Annotated in this window: 17 protein-coding genes and 1 pseudogene; 13 read left to right on the forward strand and 5 right to left on the reverse strand. The window is 58.0% G+C overall.

The features are described 5' to 3' along the window. The first annotated feature begins 91 nt into the window (after positions 1–91). Together F7R11_RS19060 and F7R11_RS19065 are read left to right on the forward strand one after the other, a co-directional pair. Positions 92–1,102, forward strand: coding sequence for an alpha/beta hydrolase family protein (locus tag F7R11_RS19060; protein WP_064808719.1), 1,011 nt, complete (start codon positions 92–94; stop codon positions 1,100–1,102). Positions 1,103–1,161: 59 nt separating this feature from the next. After that, positions 1,162–1,743, forward strand: a complete 582-nt coding sequence (locus F7R11_RS19065; RefSeq protein ID WP_151180548.1) for a hypothetical protein — start codon at positions 1,162–1,164, stop codon at positions 1,741–1,743. A gap of 177 nt (positions 1,744–1,920) precedes the next feature. Here the strand turns inward: F7R11_RS19065 and F7R11_RS19070 are convergent, their stop codons facing one another. The 3 genes from F7R11_RS19070 to F7R11_RS19080 form a co-directional block, all read right to left on the reverse strand. After that, positions 1,921–2,199 carry a hypothetical protein gene (locus F7R11_RS19070; protein WP_064808715.1) on the reverse strand — a complete coding sequence of 93 codons (279 nt, stop codon included), beginning with the start codon at positions 2,197–2,199 and terminating at the stop codon, positions 1,921–1,923. A 450-nt stretch (positions 2,200–2,649) separates the two neighbouring features. Continuing rightward, positions 2,650–7,557, reverse strand: coding sequence for a hypothetical protein (locus tag F7R11_RS19075; protein WP_151180549.1), 4,908 nt, complete (start codon positions 7,555–7,557; stop codon positions 2,650–2,652). A 133-nt stretch (positions 7,558–7,690) separates the two neighbouring features. After that, complete coding sequence (locus F7R11_RS19080; RefSeq protein ID WP_418324525.1) at positions 7,691–8,611, reverse strand: restriction endonuclease; 921 nt, start codon at positions 8,609–8,611, stop codon at positions 7,691–7,693. Between the two features lie 464 nt (positions 8,612–9,075). On the opposite strand from F7R11_RS19080, the gene F7R11_RS19085 reads away from it, so the two are divergent. The 11 genes and pseudogenes from F7R11_RS19085 to F7R11_RS27540 all read left to right on the forward strand — a co-directional run. Next, positions 9,076–9,384: a YcxB family protein gene (locus tag F7R11_RS19085; RefSeq protein WP_167317183.1), complete on the forward strand. Its 309-nt coding sequence runs from the start codon at positions 9,076–9,078 to the stop codon at positions 9,382–9,384. A gap of 33 nt (positions 9,385–9,417) precedes the next feature. After that, positions 9,418–10,158, forward strand: coding sequence for a metallophosphoesterase family protein (locus tag F7R11_RS19090; RefSeq protein ID WP_064808706.1), 741 nt, complete (start codon positions 9,418–9,420; stop codon positions 10,156–10,158). 15 nt (positions 10,159–10,173) lie between these two features. After that, positions 10,174–10,887, forward strand: coding sequence for a hypothetical protein (locus F7R11_RS27330; RefSeq protein ID WP_231973322.1), 714 nt, complete (start codon positions 10,174–10,176; stop codon positions 10,885–10,887). A gap of 358 nt (positions 10,888–11,245) precedes the next feature. Continuing rightward, positions 11,246–12,328 carry a DUF4272 domain-containing protein gene (locus tag F7R11_RS19100; RefSeq protein ID WP_064808704.1) on the forward strand — a complete coding sequence of 361 codons (1,083 nt, stop codon included), beginning with the start codon at positions 11,246–11,248 and terminating at the stop codon, positions 12,326–12,328. Positions 12,329–12,361: 33 nt separating this feature from the next. Next, on the forward strand, positions 12,362–12,970 hold the full coding sequence (locus F7R11_RS19105) for a DUF4291 domain-containing protein (protein ID WP_064808702.1): 609 nt from the start codon (positions 12,362–12,364) through the stop codon (positions 12,968–12,970). 64 nt (positions 12,971–13,034) lie between these two features. Beyond that, the gene (locus F7R11_RS19110; RefSeq protein ID WP_064808700.1) at positions 13,035–13,487 is read left to right on the forward strand and encodes a hypothetical protein; all 453 of its coding nucleotides are present in this window, start codon (positions 13,035–13,037) and stop codon (positions 13,485–13,487) included. A 210-nt stretch (positions 13,488–13,697) separates the two neighbouring features. Further along, complete coding sequence (locus F7R11_RS19115; RefSeq protein ID WP_064808698.1) at positions 13,698–14,582, forward strand: DUF2242 domain-containing protein; 885 nt, start codon at positions 13,698–13,700, stop codon at positions 14,580–14,582. A gap of 576 nt (positions 14,583–15,158) precedes the next feature. Beyond that, positions 15,159–15,302, forward strand: coding sequence for a hypothetical protein (locus F7R11_RS27070; RefSeq protein WP_156669039.1), 144 nt, complete (start codon positions 15,159–15,161; stop codon positions 15,300–15,302). A gap of 108 nt (positions 15,303–15,410) precedes the next feature. After that, entirely contained in the window at positions 15,411–15,782 is a 372-nt protein-coding gene (locus F7R11_RS19120; RefSeq protein ID WP_064808696.1) for a DUF6697 family protein, read from the forward strand. A gap of 126 nt (positions 15,783–15,908) precedes the next feature. Continuing rightward, on the forward strand, positions 15,909–17,645 hold the full coding sequence (gene kdpA, locus F7R11_RS19125; RefSeq protein WP_064808694.1) for a potassium-transporting ATPase subunit KdpA: 1,737 nt from the start codon (positions 15,909–15,911) through the stop codon (positions 17,643–17,645). Between the two features lies 1 nt (position 17,646). After that, positions 17,647–17,934, forward strand: a pseudogene (locus tag F7R11_RS27540) (MFS transporter); the annotation flags it as partial. On the opposite strand, the gene F7R11_RS19130 reads toward F7R11_RS27540, so the two are convergent. Continuing rightward, entirely contained in the window at positions 17,927–18,529 is a 603-nt protein-coding gene (locus F7R11_RS19130; RefSeq protein ID WP_064808690.1) for a GNAT family N-acetyltransferase, read from the reverse strand. The pseudogene F7R11_RS27540 and the gene F7R11_RS19130 overlap by 8 nt on opposite strands. Before the next feature lie 40 nt (positions 18,530–18,569). Next, positions 18,570–19,274 carry a hypothetical protein gene (locus F7R11_RS19135; RefSeq protein ID WP_064808688.1) on the reverse strand — a complete coding sequence of 235 codons (705 nt, stop codon included), beginning with the start codon at positions 19,272–19,274 and terminating at the stop codon, positions 18,570–18,572. Positions 19,275–19,295 lie beyond the last annotated feature (21 nt).

A 19,295-nucleotide genomic window follows, 5' to 3' on the forward strand; every position in this document is an offset into this window, starting at 1 on the left:
GGCGATCGACAAACGACACCCCTCGTCCATCAAACATGCCCGAGCGCTCTGATAACCTCGCCGCGCATTCTGGCCAGCCAGGAGTGATGACATGCGTTGGGTAGTGCCCCTTGTGATGGCAATCGTATGCACGTGCCCCGCGCTGGGGGAACCGGCCGCATTCAACGCGGGCGTCGTTCGCCTCACGGTGGCAGATGGGGCTGCTGCGCTCGACACGGTGGTCTTTTACCCCACGCATGCGCGTGAGGTGCCGTGGCAAGCGGGTCCCTTCACGATCGAGGCAACACGCGATGCCGCCCCCGCACCCGACGAGCGCCTCCCCGTCGTATTGATTTCACACGGCCGAGCCGGTAGCCCGTTCAGCCACCGTGAATTGGCGACGGCGCTGGCTCGGGCAGGATTGATCGTCGTCTTGCCAACACATGTTGGCGATGCTTCAGGCCTCCCCCGAGCGCAGTCTCAGGCGCAGATTCTGATGGATCGCCCCCAACAAGCGGAGGCCGCGCTCAATACCGTTCTTGCCGATCCACGGTTCTCCGCACACGCCGATACCAGCCGCATTGGCATGATCGGATACTCGGCCGGTGGCTACACCGCGCTGATCCTGGCGGGTGCGAAACCCGACTTTGCCTACGCCAGTGCGTACTGCGCAAACCACGATGATCCGGGATCGTGCCCCCAACCAGCAGCCAGCACGCACGCACAGGGCACCCAAGGCAAAGCGGCAGTCCCCGCTGAGCTGCTTGCCTGGCAACCGCCCGCCGATCATCGCCTGAAAGCCTTGGTGCTAATGGACCCACTGGCCATGCTGTTTGACGCATCTGGGTTATCTGCCGTGCGCATACCGACCATGCTCTATCGACCGCAAGACGATCGCTATCTCGGCTCTGCGCGAAACGCGCTTGCGATTGCGTCTGGCTTGGCCGCCCCACCTGCGGTGCACGTTGTGCCGGGCAACCACTTCGTTTTTGTTGACCCGTGCCCAGCGGCAATTGCAGCCAGTGCGGCGGCAGTTTGTGAGGATGCTCCCGGGGTGGACCGTGCGGCGGTGCATCGCCAGATCGAACATGAGGTCGTGGAGTTCTTGCGCACAACTCTATAAGGCGCTGTTGGCCCACGCACTGCGCAGGTCAAAGCTCGGTGAATGATGCTTTTTGCTCCGTGCGCCAAGCTCCAAGCTCGGCGTTTGGGGTTCTGAACCCGGTGGTGGAGCTTGCCCGCCACGAAACGCACTCGACCATGCTCGTTCGCAACATCGCATTGCTCTGCGCCACGGCGTTGATCGCTGGGTGCATGACCTATCAGGACCCTCGCAGCCGCGCAGAGCAGCGCGCTGCATTGCACGCGGCCGCTGACGAACTCGCCGGGTCATACGAGGTGGCGGACAGCCGTAACGACGATGGCCGCGGCTACGCGCAGGTGGTCGTCAGCAAGCAAGACGGCACGGATCAACTGAGCCTTGTGATGACGAGCCCGAAAACCGGCACCACGGCGTTGAACGGATCGGGCTGTCGCGGGTGGCACACAGACAACCACCGCTACACGGCCGTGCAGTGCGATGCGGACATCCGCGAGATCAACTTCTTTTCACTGCAACGGCAGGCCAACCCAGACCCTGTGAATTCCGGCACCCTGCCGGCCTCGTTCGCGACGATGGTGGTTCCGGAGGGGGGCTACGTCTTTGACATTGCGGACCGCAGTGGGCGGCATCACTACTACGTGCTGAGGAAGGTGGTGCGGTAGTGAGTGGGAAAGGAGATGCAGGAATGCGCGGAAACTAACGTTGCCTCCAACTAAGCGCCGGCAGCCATCCGGTTGGCAGCCAGGGCCAGAGCGCTGAAGATTTGCGCGGCGGCATTGCCTGCGTTGATTGACGCCCCCGCCCGTCTCGGGGTCGCGTTTGCTGCGGTTCTTATATTTCTATTTCTGCCGATTTGCGCGTTCCAGCACGCGCAGGATTTCCCACCGGTACAGGTCAACCAGCACGCCCTCCAGCGTGGTCAGCATGTACGCGCCAATCGCATCCAGAAACCCGGCCTGATATTCGGCCGGCTTGCCTTGGATGTGGAGCTGGTATTCCCAGCGCAGCGTCTTGGGCTCGAACTGGCGATGCAGCTTCAGGCCCGCCTGCGTGCGGCGCAGAAAATCTCGGCCGCTCAGGGCGCCTTGCAAATAGTCGCGCTTGGTTTCAAGGCTCATCGGGCGCCTCCGGACGGAGGATGTTGCGCGATGCGGGTGGGATGACAGATTACGGGGCGACGCCCGCGTGGGATGGGTACGGCTTGGGTCGGTTGATCCATTGTCTTGCCCTCTACTGATTGAGTGGGGAGCCACCCACCGGTGAGGGTGGGCGGGCACACGACAAGGTCTGCAATACCGACAAGTGTTTCCAAGAACCGGCAGGGCCGAGGCCCTCCCTGTCGGGCCCGCCCGTATAGGCGAACGACGACACGCGAGGGCTATATCGGCACTCACGGGAAATACTTGTTCGGGATTGCAGTCCCGGCTGCGCTTGTTTGCGACAGCCGGCGAAGTTTAGCGACAGGCAAGAGTGCAAGCAAGAGATCTAGGCAATCGGATACCGCACAAGAATATGACCGAAACACTAGATCACACCTAGCAAACCGGTTTTCCTCTATTCAAAATCTTTCATAGAGAAAACCGAGTTTTTGTCAAACGATGGCCTTGCCAATCCCGAGTATTTCTTTGCAATACATTCCGAATTTGCCTAGCTCTGTCAAAAGCTTGCTCCTCATCCAACTCGGATATCTCGGATATGCGCAAATAACCAAGAGAATTCGCCGAGGTACCAAGTCGAAGGCCAGTTGATTCAGCAACGATCCATCGATCATGGATCGGATGCTCCCCTGCAGCACCGAACCCGATAACAACTATCTCCGTTGCGGGGGGAGGCTGTTCGCAGAGGTCATCCCAAGCATCACGAAATGCCTCTTCAATATCTCCATCACGAACTCGTTGAGTCATCTGCTTACGACTAGTAAGAATTTCAATTTCTAAATCTGGCCTAACCTCGGCTATCGCTTTAATTATGTCAAGGTCATCTGGGCCGAAAAACGGATCCGATATTTGAATCTTTCTAATCGCATCGGAGGCAACCCATTGCTGTATCCGGGAATATACGACCTCTCGATCCCCCGGACCGACACTATCGCTGTTGTGCACCGGGTCGGCGCGCTCTGCCACTTCACTGCGTCTCACAAGCACTAGGGCAACATCCGCAGCGGCAGAGAGCGCATCAAAAACTGAAGGCAAAATCTTCGGCCCAGCCTGCTGAGTTGCCTTCCTAAGTCCGTTTTCCAAAATCCACTGCCAAATCGGGTAAGCCTGATCAACCGGGTTATAGCGAATCTTTCTGACCAGCCCAACAAAGTCCTTTGTTGGTTGGGCCAATTGCCTCCCCGCGTTCAAAGCCGCAAGATTTCTAAAAGATATCTCAATCAGATCATCGACATTCAGACCATCAGTTTGAAATCTATCAATACCCGACGCAGCTTCTTTTCTACAATTCAGAATCTTCGAATAATGCTTTAGATCCTTCTTTACGATCTTCGCCTCATCATCGTCCAGCAAATCAATCAACTCGTCACAAAAAGCCGGATCTATATTATGCGCGAGATCTAAAACTTTCTGCCTAACACTATCAACTTTATCAGATTCACCTAATTGATTTGCAAAATTCATTGCATCCCTAAGCAAAATTCTGGCGACATTCTTGTCCGATGACTCCAAAATTTCTGCCGCCCATCGCAATCTATCAAGATGATCAACATCCGAGGGAATTAGTGCCACGTCGCTACGTAGGCGAGTAAACCATCCCGCATCAACAAAAGGCTCAACGCGCCCCGCACATGAGGCGACGATACTTACTACGATCACGCGATCCGCGGCATTGGTTATCTTCTCCGCTGCCGAAAGCAGCGCCTTCCAATCATTCTTTTCCCCACCAATACCAAGTGCCAACCTGCATTTGAGGAGGTGCGCTTGGCAGGCGATTAAAAACCCATCGTGCTGAATATTATTCCTGTCTGGAAGTTGACTGGAAATAATTACCGACACTTCCGTAAGAATATCGGTTAGCTGACTCTTTCTGAGCACTCCTCTGTTCTTCTTTGCCGCTAGACTGGCGCACAGATCGCTCACGACGTTATATATATGCGAATCAGTTCTAACCTGTTTCAGCAAAGCCAGAATATCGCTCGCCTCCGAATAATCCAAAGAGAATTCCGAATTAACTCGATCCTGAAATGGAAGCGAAGCGCATTGCTTTCTAAATATCACATTACAAACAACTGATCTAGCGGCGTCACGACCAGCCTGATAAGAAATTTGATTAATTAGTGCGTTAGCCCCTGCCGGATGATTCAGATACAATGCCGGAGAAACGATGGAAATAAGAGAATGCTTTACTAGACTATTATTTTCAAAATTCTGAGAAAGTAACGGCTCAATCTTATCCTTAACTATTCGCCCGCTTAGATTTCTCTGTTTCTGAAAATGCAACGCCACAGACACAGAATTCCATATGGCGGCGCGATCTTCCTGCAAAGAGATTATTTCCACATAGCTATCAAGCTTATTTATGATCTTTTCATAGTCTCCAGGAACCGCCCCAATAACGGCAGTCGCCGCCCGCGAAACTAGTAGCGTCATAAAATAGAGATGGCTATTTCCGGCGATAGATAGCGATCTATCAATTTTTAATTCACCCCTTACTCGCATCAGCCATTCTTTCGCCAACACCTTGTCGACCGGCGCAAGCTCTCTGACAACCCAAAATCCGAGTCTCCATTTAAAACCGCCAGGAGGAACATCGCTCCAAATTCGCTCCGCCTCGGTAAGAAGCTCCATGATTGGCGTCACACTATGAGCAAGAAGATGAATTTTGTACGTGAGGACTATTGCCTCAAGTCTTTTGTATGAAAATTTTGATTGCTTCCAAAGAACCAGTAACCTTGGATCAACAGGCTCTACACCGTTTTCCTTCAAATTTTGGCAAATTGCACCCAAAACGCGAACAATCAATTCCTCACGCTCACGCTCGTTCTGGACTGCCTGAATACACTCGCAGATTACATTAGCAGATATGTTGTGCAATCTCCCCTTGGCCAGATTCACGGCTATTGCCCTATAGGCCTCCTCTCGCCGATATTCTGTATTAAGCTTTTTGGCCAATGCCATCGCCAATTCTGGCTTTGACATACAAATTGCACGGATCGCATCCTTTGCACATCGAAAATGCTCAGCCGTCTGCCCCAGTAAGATCTCAATCGACTCCATTAGACATCTTGTCGTTTCACTAATTACTGAGGTGTTTCCTTCTATCACATCCTTATCATTCATGAGATTGAGGTGATATAGCATCCAGGCATAACAAGCAGTCTTGTTTCCAACATCCTGTACTTTTTCTATTGAATGATGGAGATCAACCAGATCTTTCTCAACAGTTGAATCCGAATGCTTTCGCTTAGCTCGAAGAATTAGCATCTCAAGCCGAACAGCGTCTTCAGTGGTACCGTTCGACGTGAGACTACGTCGCTGAGCATCCAGCCGCTCTATCACCTCAGTTGCTTCGCTTTTGGATGAAATATGTGGAACCACAATCGCTATTTCGCGCAGTTCTTTGAGTCTCGGAGCCCTCGTTGTTTCAGCGAGCGCAACTGAAATCGCGACAAGTGCTACTCGAGCTGCTTCTGGATGGCGGCGATGGCGTTCCAGCCACCGTAGTAAGAGGAATGCTTTGTGCCGTTGCTCCAAAGGCTCCACTTTGGCAAGAACCTCATCCACCGACAACTTATTCACCAGAGTCGATGCAGCCTCAAAAAGCGGCTTGAGCTCAATCGCCGCCTCTTGATGAGAACCTGCATCCGGAGCGCCAGCCCGTCGTCCAGGCTCCTCATCCCCGCGTGCTGGTTTCGTGCTTCGGCGCGAAGATAAGACTCTTTCTGTGAACTCCCGACTATGCAACTTGGCTGCCACACTTAGAGCTAGATCTATATCCACGGACAACAGGTCCGACGATATAGACGCTAATACGGTATCGGGGAGATCGTCTGCGACAGTTGAAATCAACTCTCGCAGCGGTTGGTTAACTTGACCTGGAATGGGCTTCTCTCTACGGCTGAAACACGCAGCGACGGCCGCGAGACGTTGAACCCGTTCTTCCACAACGGGGGTACTTAGCGCCAATGCGCAAGCCTCCTCATCGTAGTCTAAAGCGAGTAGCGCTTCGATTTCTAAAGAACTTCCCCCTCCAATCGAGGCACTGCTAACACTGGCACCAGTAAGCGCAAATCGCAATTGAGCATTGAGATCATCTTCCTCTCGTGCGGATTCCAGGCCAAACTCGGCATGCAGTCTCAGAGGTTTCAGTGAATTCTCCAAAGACAGGAGCCTTGCAAAATGATGAGGAGTCAACTGCCCAAGGGCTTCCGCATGCCGCCCGGCGTTAATTAATTGCGATGGCAGATTTATTGTTGACTCAGGAGCATCCGTACTCATCATGAGCCTTTCTATTAATTTTCCCTCTATTTCATTCTTCTTATTATTGAGTTTCTTCTTTACAAAACTCCTCTGCAGATCCGCTCGAATCAACCAAGAATCACTAGTTTCATCGAAAGCAACCAGGCGACAATTTGACAAAATATTGTTCACATCCCCCCTTGGTAGCCCTGTCAAATCAGACAATGCATTCTCAGTGAGTCTAGCTTGTGACCATGCAAGAAAACCCAATATCCTATTCAGGTCCTCACTCTTTGGAAGGCGATCCCACTCTATTTCAAGAATGCTTGTCAACGATTGATCTCGCTCACAAAGCAAATCAGATACGGATACCCCATCAGCGAGAAGTGCGCGAATCTTTTCGAGAAATCCGATATTCCCACCGCACAATCTATATAGCGCATCGATGTCAGGCGAATCTAGCGAAAGATCCTCAAGATATGATTCAGCCTCCTCCTTACTGAGATCGACCAACGTAACCTTCTTTACTCCACCCTTGTTTGAAAAAATCGAACTGGAATATAGCTTCTCGGACCCGGTAAATAGAAACCTAAACTCAGATTGCCCCAACGGAAGCATCCGCATAATATCAAGCGCTATTTGACGGTCCGTCCCCTCTTCATCACTCAACCCATCCACGATAAATGTAATGACTTTTTTCTTCGCTACCCTTTGCAATCGTAGAAGTAAAGTAGAAAATTCTTTATCGTCAATTACGTAGTCATCTGGGCAAGCCGTCATATTGTTAACCAGCATGTAAGCCTGCTCACCGAGAGTCTGTCTCGCGAATACCGGAGAATAAAAGACTGGGGTATTTGGCGCTAAAAATGCAGCAATTGCCTGACCTTCGTGCCTACGCATAAATTCCGCGACGCACTCAGTTTTCCCAGATATTGCATCCCCTTCCACAAACACAATATCTGACTTGGAGAACGATTTTTCAATCGCCTGTATGAGATTATCGCGCGGCAATCTCCGCTCTGGCTCTCTGGGTGCATTTCTGGAGTGCCCAATTACTGTATCAATTACGATTTTCATAGTCTCTCTCGCTAACTCTCACGTGCGCAATATCATTTTTCTTACTCCTATTACCTTACCAACACCGCCCCAATCGCCCTGAATTGCGAGCGTGTGCGCATCATCTAAATCCATTACTCCTGCTCTTTTTCGACTACGCCGAGGACTTCATCTGCAACGTATACCGACACCCCGGGAAATTAATGCATCCCCAAAACGGCCCCGCCGTTCCCTTTCTTGCCACCAGCTTCACCCCACAAGCCGGGCACGAAGGCGTCTGGTAATCCCCCTCAAACACCTTCGCCAGCAGCGCGACTTGCTTGTCCTGATCGAGCGCGCGAATGCGCTCAAGAATCGCTGGCCCATCCAATAGCTGGATACCAGCGCTCTCCGAAAACTCCTGCACCGGATTCCCGACATAGCCGGACAGAGACCAGAACACGCCTCGCTTGACCTTGTGCGCCAGCATTGAGCCGCCCAGCGCCCGCACCTGCTCCACCTTCACGGGCTTGGACCACGCCTTGCACTGGACCACCGCCACTGGCGCGTCCAGGCCGGCCTTGTACAGCGTGGCGTCAATGCCGCCATCCGGGCCGTGCGGCACCGTCTTGACCGTGAACCCCATCAATTCGTAGTACTGCACGCACAGCAGCTCGAACCGCTTCCACTCAAGCGACTTGATGGCTTCCAAGGTCCAGCTCTGGGGTGCGGCGGCTTCTGTCTGCATGGGTGCTGGCTGGGGCGTGGCGGTGTCGCGCGTTGCGTTGGGAGCATCACCACCCACTGTTTGGCGTGCGGGCTGGGATGGCGCTTTCACCGGTCGGGGTCGCATGGCCGGTTCGCTGCGTGCGGGGTCGAGCCGGGCATCGGCCTGCTGGCGACGCTCCTGCAAATACGACAACACGGCAAAGAAGGCGAGCAGCAGCGCGGGCACCCACGCCAGCCCGCGAATCATCATCACGACGATGCCCAGAAACGGATTGGCCGCAAACGCCGCCGGGAGGATGTTGTGGAAGATCAGATAGCTGGCCGCCGAGCCAATCGCCAGCATCCACCACGGCAGTGCCAGCAGCACGTCGCTCGTGGAGGGTTGTTTCTTTCTCCTGCGCCCCATTTGCCTGACCCTTGTGAAGGTTTTCTTTCTTGGGAACCGCCTTTTAGATCATTAGGATTAGGCGATTTTTTATAATCCGAATAAGGTAATGGCACTCGGATTTTGTCGGCAAATAGCATAGCCCACGTTTTGGGGTTGAGAAGCCCTCTGCGGTGGGGATTTCTGACGGTACGTTAATAAAACTAAGCGCTACAGGTGCTGACTGACGCAAAAGCACTCAGGTACGATGCGTCACCTAATCCGCACATCCCCATGCCGCACCCATTCCAGACAACAGAACAAGAGGTGATTGCCGGATACCGGCTTCACTACACCATGAGCCGCGCAAAGGCTGCGTGGTTGGCCGCCGCGTTTGTATTGGGGGTCGCGGCCTATATCGCAACAGGAAGCCCGTACGCGGCTGGTTTGGCGGGGGCTCGGTGGGCGTGGCCGTGCTGCACATCGTGGTCCGCTACCTGCTCATTCCAAATCGGGGCCGGCGCATCTATCACCAACAGAAGAACCTGCAGCGCGAATATCAGTTTTCGTGGGACGACCAGGGCGTCACCGTCCATGCCGAGGGTTATCTGGAAAATCTGCGCTGGGCTGACATCACCAAGGCCAAAGAGAATGAGGCGATGGTGCTGCTGTATCGGTCTGACTACAACTTCAGCCTGTTCCCCCGGCGCTGCTTTTCTGGCGCGGAGGAGTATGCGCAATTCCGCTCGCATCTCGTGCCCCGGCTTCTCGGGTAATGCCGAGGCAAACCGCACTCTCCAAGAATCCCCATGAGAATCGCCGCCCTCTCCGATATTCACGGCAACCTGGCCGCGCTGGACGCTGTGCTGGAAGACATTCATGGCCAGGGGGTGGATCTGATCGTCAACCTTGGCGATATTGCGTCCGGCCCGTTGCAGCCGAGCGAGACGGTCGACCGGTTGATGGCACTGAACCTGCCGACCATTCGCGGCAATCATGAAAGGCAGGTTCTCGCGGGCGATCCGTCACGCATGGGGGCGTCGGATCAGTACGCATTTGCCGAGCTGCGGCCCGACCAGCTCGCATGGTTTGCCAGCCTGCCGGAGCTTCGGTACATCGAAGACGATGTTCTGCTCGTTCACGGGTCTGCTGAGAGCGACGTGACCTACTTTCTGGAAACGCTTTGGGAAAAGGGCTGCCGCGCGGCCACGCACGATGAGGTGCTCTCCCGCGCTGTTGATGCCGACGCCAAGCTCGTGCTGTGCGGCCATACCCATGTGCCACGTGCAATGAAACTGACGGACGGCCGCTTCATCGTCAACCCTGGCAGCGTTGGGCTGCAGGCGTACAGCGACACGCATCCCTTCGCCCACTCCATTGAAGTGGGCAGCCCGCATGCGCGTTACGCCATCGTGACGCAGCAAGCAGATGACTGGGCCGTAGAGTTTCGCGCGGTCGAATATGCGTGGGATCACGCGGCAGAGCTTGCAGAGCAGCACGGGCGGCCGGACTGGGCTGTAGCGTTACGCACAGGCAGGGCGAATGTGTAGGGAGGGCTGTGTGCCATGACGCAATCGCCTGACATCGTCACGCTGTTGGAGCAGCCCTATCGGCATGACTTGCCCGCCGCACAGGTTCGGGCCGCGCTGCTGACCGCGCTCGCGTGGCCGACGTCTTATTGGTCAGACTTGGCGGTGGGGTGGATCGAGCACGGGGCGCCTGTCGACATGGAAGTACAAATTGCGCTCGCCCAAGTGGCAATGAACAGCCGCTTCCCGCAGCGCTTGCGGCACAGGGCATTCGCCCTCACGCGCAAGCGCAGTAAGTCCAACGCCACAGGCGCAAACGTGATGACGTGCCAGTTGTCCGTTGAGGGCTCAGCCCTCTGGGCCGGCATGGCGGATATCGAGCTGATCACGCCAGACGGCCGCCACCAAATCTATCTGGGCTTTGAAGGTGAGCCGCCACACGGCGATTCCTATCACTCGATCTGGATCAACAACGTTCGGGCGCCTGGCTATGCGTGGGGGTGCCTGTTTGCGTGCACGCCGGACTCACGCTTTCTGGCGATGAGCTGGATGGAAAAGCTGTTCGAGCGAAAGACGGCGGTGTTTGATCTGGAGGAGCGGCGGTATTTCGTGCTGCCGTTCTATCTGCAGAGCTTTCGGTTTCGTTGGCCGCGCCTGGAGAGCACGGAGATTGAGTCTGACGGGCGCTCGTATGAATTTAATGGCGCTGAGGTTTGGCGCGCTTCGCACTCACTGGTCGAATCTCAATGACTCACCACTCGCGCCCACCTGACCTCATCGTCAAATTCCAACTCACGGCGCCCGACCGATTCGTACGGTCCGGATACCGCCCCACCTACGGAATTCGACCGGACTATTGGTCCAGTGCCTACCATGCGTTTATTGGCACCAATAGCGCAAAGACAGGCGAAGCTTGCCAAGCAGAAGTCTGGCTGCTGACGCCGGAGGCGTACCCACATACCTTGTGGGTTGGGCGCCAGCTTGACGTTGCCGAAGGCCCTCATGTTGTTGGAACAGCCGAGGTCCTGCAGATACTCAATCCGTTGCTGGAAGGCGCAGCGCCAAGTACCTAGCCCACTAGCCACTGTTGGAACGATTCACAAACCCCATGCTCAACCGACTCAAAACCCTGCTTGGCGGCACCAAACCCACGCCCGCTGATGCACTCCTGGTCAACGCCTACAGCACCCTGACCACGCTGCCCGCGATCGACTTTCCGCATCAGGTGCAAGGCCAGCGAGACCTAGGCGATCCGGAACTCAAACCACATCTGGATGGCTTCATCGGCTACGTGCTCAGCCGTGGCGACGGCCAGATGACCCGCACGCGCTATCACCTGATGCGGCACCTGCAGCGCGTGCAGCAGCACGTGAGCCTGTCGATCTCGGCCGCAGACCACGCAGCGTTCTCGCGCTGGGCAGAACAGGCAAATGCCGTGGCGTTCATGGAAGATGGCAGCGTGCGCGACCCACAGGGGCGCATTCTGCTCAACGGAGCCGGGCAGCAAGACGTAGAGGCGCAGGTGCCCTATCCGCAGTCCGCATGGCAACGCAAAGCGCGCAGCGAATTCCTGCTGGCCGAGCATGGCATTCGTGTAGCGAGCAGCCTGCCACCGCTGGTGAGCGAGCCCGAATTGCAGTTGCGTCCGGCGGCCGAGGTAGCTGGCCGTGTCATGGCACTACTAGCGGTGGCGGCGCGGGCGGAAAGCCTGAACGATCCCAACAGCAAGCCGCTCACGATTGACGCACTCCGGCAACGGCTGGCCCCCGCGTTCTCCTATCTCTCGCCACGGGAGCAGGCATATCTGCAGGATGACGCACCTGAAGAGAAAGCCACCATCCAGATGGTCTGGCGTTACGAAAGCCTGGCGTTGCTCGAATGGGCGCTCGGCCTTCTGCCGGAGCTACCGTTTCCCACCGGGATTTGCGACGTGCCGCAGGTCGCGCGGAATGTGCTGGACATCGCCTCAGAAGATTGGCCGGCCAAGGTGCAGTTGCGCCCCGCTGCAGAGATCCTCGATGCGCTGGACTTGCACTACCGCCTGCACTGGATCAAACGAGAAGCGGAACTGGGCCGGCAGGCGTTGCCCGATGGCCTGGTGCCGGGTGTCATCCTCGAACGGCACTACGCGCTCAATTGGCTGGTGCGATTCGAGAATGCGGATTGGGATGAGGTGGATACGCCATCCTGACAGGACACACTCCCATGCCCAACTGAAGAACCTATGCAATATCAACCGTATCTGGAACAACTCCAACACTGGCCCAGCGCGGGCCAACACATCATGGCGCAGTACGACGCAGATTCGATCTACGTCTACCAAGCCTACAAACCATCGATTGCCGAGTACGCCGTCGCCCACCAAGCCTTTGGCGGCGATTTCAGCTTTAGCCGCATGAGCTGGATCAAGCCGAACTTCCTCTGGATGATGTTCCGCGCCGGCTGGGCAACCAAGGAAGGCCAGGAACACATCCTCGCCATTCGATTGCCGAGAACATTCTTCGACGAGTTGCTGCGCACCGCGGTGGCATCATCGTTTGCCGCATCCGACTGCGCGACCGAAGAGGAGTGGCGTGCGCAAGTCACGCACTCCGATGTCCGCCTTCAATGGGACCCAGACCACGATCCGACCGGGCGCCCAATCGAGCGTCGCGCCATCCAGCTCGGCCTGCGCGGCCGCACGCTGGAACGGTTTGGGCGTGAAGTGCTGTTGTCGGTGGAAGACATCACGCCGTTTGTTGCTGAACAACGAGAGAAAGCCACGGGGGATTTTCAAGGGCTGATCGTGCCTGCGGAGGCCTCCTATATTCCGGGCGATTCTTCGGCAGGCTGACCCCGCGCGAACAAGAGCCAGCACATTACAGTCTGGCCACTACTCCCCCCTTCGGAACGTGTCCATGACCCGCGAGAGTCTCAAGCAAGCCCACAGTCGAGCGTATTGGTATCTGGCAATGGGGATTGGCGGCATCGCACTGACTGCCTACACCATCGACAGAATTGCGGCCGCACTGAACTCGCTTGCCAATCCGCTCACATTTGTCGTCATGCTCGTCTTGGCTGCCTGCCTATTCGTTGTCGCGACGTGTGCGGGATTTGGCTTGGCGTTCCTGTTCTCCAAGCGTTTCGTTGCCGAGGTCCGTTGTGATGGCTCGACTTTCACACTGATCTCCGCGTCAGGCCTGCCCTTGGTTCGAGCCGATGCCGTTCGGGTGATCAAGCGAATGGGCAACCCCTTTGAAATCCCACCACCGGAAGAAGACCTCTTCACCATCTTCTCGGCAGACAAGCGCTGGTGGATATGCCCATCAGCGGGCTATGCACCAGGGTTGGTTGCGGAAAAGCGCACCTAGGTCATCACACGCATCTGGCCCCAGCCGGGAAATAGACGGCCTGTCCCCGAAGGACCGCTCGGTCGCGTCTTAGCCACCCAACAAACTTATAATGACGCCCGGCCACGCAAACCCACGTGGCCGCCAGCCAGCGTCGCGCACAAAACTTGCGCCGCACCCGCGATGTCAAAGCACCGCACATCGCCAGGCCTTGCCCTTTTGACCCACACCATGCCCTACCGCTTCCGCCTGTTGTCCGCCTCGTGTGCCGTTGCCGCCCTGTTGTCGGCATGCAGCTCTGCGCCCACGCCGCTCTATCAGCAAGAGCAGTTTGACGCGGCGGCCAGCCCGTACTCGCGCACGTTCCACGCCAAGGCGGATGCCACGTGTGAGGCCGCGCGCCGCGCGCTGCTGAGCCAGGGGTATGTGTCGACATCACCGCGCGCTGACACGATCGACGGCAGCAAGAATTTCCAGCCGAGCAATGACTCGCACGTGGTGATTGCCTTCCACGTGGTGTGTGCAGACGCCAATGCAGACGGCACGTCCAGCACGGCGTATGTGAACGCGGTGCAAGACCGCTACTCGCTCAAGAAGACGAGCACGTCGGCCAGCGTGGGGTTGAGCATCCTGGGCTCGGTGTCGCTACCGATCGGCTCGGGTGACGATTCCATGGTGAAGGTGGCCAGCGAGACAATTCCGGCCGGCGTGTTTTACGAGCGCTACTTCAACCTGGTTGATCACTTCCTGAAGATCGACCCGGTGCGCCGTGACCGCGCGGCAGTGAAGGCGGCGGAAGCGGCCGAGAAGGAACACGTGGCCCCATTGCCCGAGCCCGCACCCACGGCGCAAGGCGAGCCGATGAAGATGACCACGCCCGTGGTGCCGACGCCGGCGGCTCCGCCGGTGCCTGTGGAGCCGCCCAAGGCAACGCCTGCGCCGGCTCCATCTGCGGCCCCTGCGTCTGCATCGGCTCCAGTTGCTACGCCGCCAGCGCCGGAGGTCAAAGCGCATGCTGAATCCGCACCGGCTTCGACGCCTGCGGCAACCACGCCATCGACGATGCCGACGCCGGCACCGGCTTCCGCCCCCGCAGCCACAGGCGGCGCGAACTGAGCGCACGGCATGCCGAATTTACGCAATCTTTATTTGCTGCGTGCCATACTGCCCGCACTTTGATTGCAGGCCCATTCACCCCGACAGCCCTGGCAAAAACGCCATGAACCGAGTGCGCATCAACGTTGCAGTTGTTCCGACGGCCGTTGCCGACCTGCGGGTCAAGGCACTGGCGGAACACGCTCGTGCGCGTGCTGGCATCGCTGGAATTGGGCGCAGTGTCGTGGTGCCGCCCAAGCCGTGCCGATCGCACACAAACCATCCGCGGAGTCGTCCTTGGGGACCGTCACAACGCGCACGGAATGCGTCCATGCGCTAGATCGAAAGCTCGATCCAACCCTCAAGCCCGGTGATCCGCTCAGGATGCCGGGCTTTTGTTTTGGGTGGTTGATGAACGCGGCAAAACACGACAGCCCGCTCAGCAATCAAGAACAGAAACACAACAGGAGGTAACGCTATGCCCGCAGACGACAGTCGACCTCGACCTTACCAAGCAGACCTTCGCTAATTCGTCTCCGACGCAGTCCAGGCATTGATCGGCCTCGGCGCTCTGGAGACCGCTCCAGGAGCCGCGCCATGTTGTTCGCACTACTCGTCGCACAGGATCGCCACCACGATGACGATCACACCCCCATCGTCCAGACAGCGGTAACGCACGCGCAACCAAGCCTGTGGCAACGGCTGATGCACCGCTTTAGCCGGCGCGCCTCGCACGGCTGAGCGCTCTCACCGCCAGTCTGATCCGTCATTCCCTTGACAGCCCGGGCCGCCCGCGCGGCCCGGCAGGGCCCGTTTTTTTTTTTTTTTCAGTGATGCAAGGAGCATCCCATGTTTGAGCAAGGCAAGGAGTACACACGTGAAGACATCCATGTCATCTGCGGTGGCAACAAGCAATCGCATTTGCCAACCAAGAACGGCAAAGTCGTGGCCGCATGCCTGCGCCCCGATCTGAACCCGCAGGCCCCTGATGTGATCGTCTGCAATAGCGGGGCCGCAGCCCGCGCTGCGGGCCGGACGCTGGCGCACCAGGCAGAGGCGATTCCTGTCTTTATCGAGTTGACGACGGACCGGCTGCGCTACGTGGGTCAGTACAAGGTTGCGGAATCGCTGACGACGCCGCTGGATTGCGCACCGTACGCACGGGGCACGAGCTTCACCAGCGGACAAGTGTCTCGCGTGCTGAAGATGCAGCGTTGCTAAGCGCTATCGCAATGGGGTCTCTTGCGTGGAGACCCCCTCAGGCCTGGAAGATGTCTTGACGCCATTTTTACGGTGGGTCGTGCAAATTTGCCGCCGTCTTTGCGTGCCGAGTGCTGCAATACAGGCATGCAAGCCTTCATACCACCACCGCACCTGCTGCTGTACGCGCTGTTTCTGGGCATCGTCACGCTGCTGGTCAAACCAGTCGGCCGCTATCTTGTCTGCGTGTTCAACGGCCAGCCCACTTGGCTGGATCGCGGCTTGCGCCCCGTGGAGCGCGCCATCTACCGCATCGCCGGCGTGAATCCACAGCAGGAGATGGGTTGGCAAGCGTACGCCACGGCCTTTGTGCTCTTCAGCCTGCTCGGCACCCTGTTCATCTACGGCCTGCTCCTGCTACAACCGCTGCTGCAGCCGGGCGACCCCAACTACCACCCCGGCCCGTTGGGCCACCTGCTGGCCATCAACACGGCCGTCAGCTTTGCCACCACCACCACTTGGCAGGCCTACAGCGGTGAAGCCGCGCTCAGTTATCTGAGCCAATCCCTGGCGCTGACATCGCAGAACTTTCTTGCCGGTGCTGCCGGCCTGGCTGTGGGCTTTGCATTCATCCGGGGCTTCGGCCGGTCGCACAGCCGCACCATCGGCAACTTCTGGGTGGATGTCACACGTGCAACGCTGTGGGTGCTGCTGCCCATTTCCGTGATGGGTGCGCTGCTATTGATCGCACTGGGCGTGCCGCAAAACTGGAGCCCCTACACGGTGGCACGCACTCTTGAGGGCGCCAACCAACTGTTGCCACAAGGCCCGGTGGCCACGCTGGAGTTCATCAAGAACCTGGGCACCAACGGCGGCGGCTACTTTGGTGCCAACGGTGCGCATCCGTATGCCAACCCAACGGGGCTGACCAACTTCATCGGCATGCTGGCCATTGCCGTGATTCCCGCCGCAATGACGTATGCCTTTGGCAGCGTGGCACGACGCCGTGCACACGGGTGGATGCTGTACACGGTCATGGCGGCATTGTTTGCCGTGGGGTTGTGCGTGTACGACCATGCCGAGCAAATGGGCAGTCCGCAGTTGGCCGCACAGGGCATCGACCTGCGTGCTGGCACAGATCAGGCTGGCGGCAACATGGAGGGCAAAGAAACGCGCTTCGGCATTGCCTCTTCAACCTTGGCGGCCATCACCACCTCCAATGGCGCAACCGGCTCGCAAAACCAATCCATCGACAGCAACACGCCGCTGGGCAGTGCAGTGCTTCTGGTGAACATGCTGCTGGGTGAGGCCATCTTTGGCGGGTTGGGGACTGGCCTGTACAGCATGGTGCTAACCGCGCTGTCGGCGGTGTTTGTGACCGGGCTGATGATCGGCCGCACACCGGAGTACCTGGGCAAGACGGTCGGGCCCAGAGAGGTGAAGCTGGTCGGGCTCTATATCGTGATCGGCCCGGTGGTGATCCTGGCGCTGACAGCCCTGGCGGTGGTTACGAGCGCGGGCACAGCGGCCTTGAGCACCAACCACGGCGCCCATGGCTTTACGACCATTCTGTTTGCCTATGCTTCGTGCTTTGTAAATAACGGGCAGACGTTTGGCGGATTGAGCGCAGACGCGCCGTTCTATCACGTGACCACCCTCATCGCCATGTTGGCGGGGCGCTTTGGGTTGGCCATTCCGGCGCTGGCGTTGGCCGGTCGCTTTGCCAACCAGGGGCGTCGCGCCATCTCGCTGGGCACCTTGCCGACCGATGGCCTGATGTTTGCCATGGCGCTGGTCGGCGCCCTCTTCCTGATTGGTGTGCTGAGCTATCTGCCGGCACTGGCCTTGGGCTCGATTGCCGAGCACCTGCAAATGTGGTCCTGACGCTATCTGCACAGTGATCATGATCGGCCGCAGCTCAGACCGCACCAAGGAGCGCCGCTGGCACGTTGCGCTGCCGGCAGTGGTTGGTGCGTTGGGTCTGATGGCCAGCACGCTGGTGTCGCATCAGCCTGCCATGGCGGTCCTGGCACTCACGTTTGCAACGGTCGGCATTCTGGGCGCGCTGTGCCAGTTCTGGTCGATTCCGCCGGCATTCCTGGGCGGTGCAGCGGCCGCAGCGGGCGGTGCGCTGATCAACTCGGTGGGCAATCTGGCGGGGTTCGTCAGCCCCTAGCAAGCTTGTCTGCCAGCATGGCCTTCACCTCCGGCCATTCGGTATCGATGATGCTGAAGCGCACCGAGTTGCGCTTTCGACCATCGGGCATGATTCGCTCGTGGCGGACGATGCCCTCTTGCTTGGCGCCGATGCGCAGAATTGCCGCGCGGGATTTTTCGTTCAGCTCGTCGGTGGTGAACTGCACGCGCACGCACTGCATGACGTCAAACGCAAACGTCAGGAGCAGCAGCTTGGCCTCGGTGTTGATGATCGACCGTTGGGCCGACCGGCTCAGCCACGTATGCCCGATTTCGAGCTTCCGGTTGGCGCGGTCGATCTTCCAGAAGCGCGTGCTGCCGACGATCTGGTCGGTGTCACGCCGGACGATCACAAACGGCATGACGGTGCCGGCCTGGCGCCCTTGCAGCGCCGTCGCAATGTAGCCGTCCACCGTGTCTGGGCCAGGCACCACCGTCACCTTCAGATTCCACAGCTCGCCATCTGCCGCAGCGGCAACGAGTGCCGCGGCGTGATCTGCCTGCAGGGGGCGCAGTTCGACGTTGCTGCCAACCAACGTGGGTTGCGGGTTGTCAGGCGTGGGGGCGGTCATGGCTTTTCAGATGGCGTGCTGGCAGACACCACATGATCGCCTATCCGATACCGGTCTCGGAAAGCGTGGCCGGTTTGGGTGCGGCCAGTGCCGTCTGAAAGCTGTCGGCCAGGCGCAGGATGGTCAGTGCGGTCAGCCGCCCGAACAGCGCGTCGTAGTCCTTCTCATACTTGTGCAGCAGACGCGTGCAGTTGGCGTCTTCCCATAGCCAACCGAGCTTCTTGCGCGTGGTGTTCATCTGCGCGCGGGCGTCATCCGGCACGTCACCCAGGGCTTCTTCCCACTCCCACAGGTAGCTGGGTGCGCCCGTTCGGGTGAATGGCACGCCGAGCAGATTCGCCACCTGTTGGTCATGCCTGGCGGTAAAGTCGACGATCTCCACGCGGGGCCGGTTGGGCGCGTCGTCGTGCAGTGATTGAATCCAGCAGTGGTACTCCCTGAGCTCCGACAGCTTGCGCGCCGTGCGTCGCGCAGCCCTGGAAGGATTCAGCACAACGTAGCGGCCGCTACCGCAGTCGATGAGCTCGCCGCCAGAGACCGCCACATAGGGATGGCGGGTCAGCAAGGTCAGCACCCGCGCACCAACGATTGCGTAGTCGCCACATCGTCCGATGGGCCCAGCCTCAAGTCCGGAACTCGACGCGGCCTCCTCCAGAATCGCATTGATGGTCTGGTCGATCAGCGACCGTAGAACGGGCGGCACCGGCACGGGCAGTATGGGTGCAGAAGAGGATGTGGCTTGCATTGACTGATCGACCAAAATGAA

The sequence above is a fragment of the Ralstonia insidiosa genome (assembly GCF_008801405.1).
In the GTDB taxonomy this organism is placed as follows: domain Bacteria; phylum Pseudomonadota; class Gammaproteobacteria; order Burkholderiales; family Burkholderiaceae; genus Ralstonia; species Ralstonia insidiosa.